This is a genomic window from Polaromonas sp., from assembly GCF_018780625.1.
GTDB lineage: Bacteria > Pseudomonadota > Gammaproteobacteria > Burkholderiales > Burkholderiaceae_C > Polaromonas.
In genome coordinates this window covers 1-2,463 of record NZ_JADMJK010000101.1, presented here as the reverse complement: position 1 = coordinate 2,463, position 2,463 = coordinate 1, and the positions used below count along the sequence as shown (strand labels likewise).

Below are 2,463 nucleotides of genomic sequence, written 5' to 3'. Positions count from 1 at the left end.
CATGTGGGTGATTTCCGAGAGCTTTGGCCCGCACACCCCGGCGCAATGGCTGGCGTTGTCGCGGCCCATGGTCAGGCCGGTGTCGGCTGCGGCCGACAGCAAGTTTCGGCTGCATTACGATCCGGCCATTGCAGTGCCTTTCAATCTGGCGACCGAAGGGTCGGCGCAGCGGGACGAAAAGATGCTTTGGCAGCTTTACGACAACATCGCGGCCGCGACCCTTGTGGTTCGCGGTGCCCAGTCGGATTTGCTGAGCCGGGACACCGCGCATGCCATGACGCAGGGCGGCCCGCAGGCCCGGCTGGTGGAGTTTGAGGGTGTTGGGCATGCGCCCACGCTGATCGCGCAAGACCAACTCGCCGCCGTGGCGGGTTTTTTACTGGCTTGATGCAGGGTAACGATGTGACTGGATTTTTATGAAAAGCCATGGCGTGGGGCCCCACAGCCAGGTCAACGCAGGCGGGGCGGGTGCCCTTTCGGCTCCCAACGGCAACACGGCGTCCATCGTCACGGCGACCGCCGACAGCCTGCCGGACCAGCCGCAGGCTTTGCTGCGCGCCCGCGCGTTTGCCGAGCCGCTGATTGCCAGCGAAACGCTGGACACAGGCGAAAACATCCTTGCACACGCCGATGCAGTGGCCGCCATATTGAGAGTGATTGGCGGCTCGGAAGCCATGCAGGCCGCCACCTATCTGGTGTATGCATGCCAACACCTCAACAAGCCCCAGGAAGTGATTGCCAAGGCCTTTGGCGCCAACTATGCCGCGCTGGCCGTGGAAACAACCAAGCTGGTTCAGGTGCAGCGACAGGCGCGCAGTGCGGGCGCTCGCGCGCAACTGCACGACGATGCGGCGGCCCAGACGGAGAACGTGCGCAAGATGCTGCTGGCGTTTTCGCGCGATTTGCGGGTGGTCATGTTGCGGCTGGCTTCCCGCCTGCAGACCCTGCGCTACTTCGCTGCTGTCAAGCAAACGGCGCCCGCATCGCTGGCGTATGAGTCGCTGCATGTGTTTGCGCCGCTGGCCAACCGGCTGGGGATCTGGCAGATCAAATGGGAAATGGAAGACCTGGCCTTCCGCTTTTTTGAACCCGAGACTTACCAGAAAACAGCCCGACTGCTCGACGAAAAACGCGCCGAACGCGAAGAGTTCATGGAGGCCCTGCGGGCAAAGCTGGAAAGCGAGCTGAACCATAACGGCATTGCGGCACTAGTGCAGGGCCGGCCCAAGCACATCTACAGCATTGTCAAGAAAATGCGCGGCAAGTCGCTCGACTTTGAACAGGTGTTTGACATCCGCGCCCTGCGCGTGATCGCCGCCGACGTCAACGGCTGCTACGCCGCCTTGGGATTTGTGCATTCGCGCTTTACGCCCATCGAGGGCGAGTTTGATGACTACATCGCCAAGCCCAAATCAAATGGCTACCAGTCGCTGCACACCGTGGTGCGCGACGAGGCGGGCAGAGCGGTTGAGATCCAGATCCGCACCCAGGCCATGCACGATCACGCCGAGCACGGCGTGGCAGCCCACTGGGCCTACAAGGAGGCTGGCACCAAGGGCTACAGCGGCGTGTCGGCCAGCAGTGAATACGATGCCAAGATTGCGGTCTTGCGTCAACTGCTGGCGTGGGAGCGCGATTTTTCGGGTACTGCCTCGGCGCGCGCGCGCGAAGCCAACAAGGGCTTGTTTGAAGACCGCATTTACGTGCTGACGCCGGATGCAGCCATTGTGGAGTTGCCCCAAGGGGCCACTACGGTGGACTTCGCCTACAGCGTGCACACCAGCCTGGGACACCGTTGCCGCGGCGCGCGTATTGATGGCGCCATGGTGCCGCTCAATACGCCGCTGCAAAACGGCCAGACGGTCGAGGTGATCACCGCCAAAGAGGGCGGGCCTTCACGCGATTGGCTCAATCCCGAACTCGGTTTCCTGTCCAGCCACCGTGCAAAATCAAAGGTACGTGCCTGGTTCAATGCATTGGCCATGGCGCAAACGGTTGCCAAGGGCCGGGAAGCCGTTGAAAAACTGCTTCAGCGTGAAGGTAAAACCGCCATAAAACTGGACGACCTGGCGGCTCAGCTGGGCTTCAAGGCTGCGGACGACCTGTTTGAAGTCGTGGGCAAAGACGAGTTGTCTTTGCGCACCATTGAAAACATGCTCAGGCCCCCGGAGCCTGCGTTGTCCCAGGACGATTATGTGCTGGCTAAAAAAATACGCCCGCCTGACAAATCGAGCAAGCGCGGCAAGGGCAGTGTCCTCGTGGTCGGCCTTGATTCACTGTTGACCCAGCTGGCCAAATGCTGCAAGCCTGCACCGCCTGACGAGATTTTGGGTTTTGTGACCAAGGGCAAGGGGGTGAGCATTCACCGCGGCGATTGCAGCAATTTTCGCAACATGGCCAGCGGAAGTCCGGACCGCGTCATTGAAGTCGAATGGAGTTCGCCCAAAACGCCGGACGGCTCGG

Annotated in this window: 1 protein-coding gene and 1 pseudogene; both read left to right on the top strand. The window is 61.4% G+C overall.

The features are described from left to right. Positions 1-388 (top strand): annotated as a pseudogene (locus IV091_RS09350) (alpha/beta hydrolase); the annotation flags it as partial. 28 nt (positions 389-416) lie between these two features. Continuing rightward, a partial coding sequence (locus IV091_RS09345; protein WP_293467985.1) for a RelA/SpoT family protein occupies positions 417-2,463 on the top strand: 2,047 nt, incomplete at its 3' end.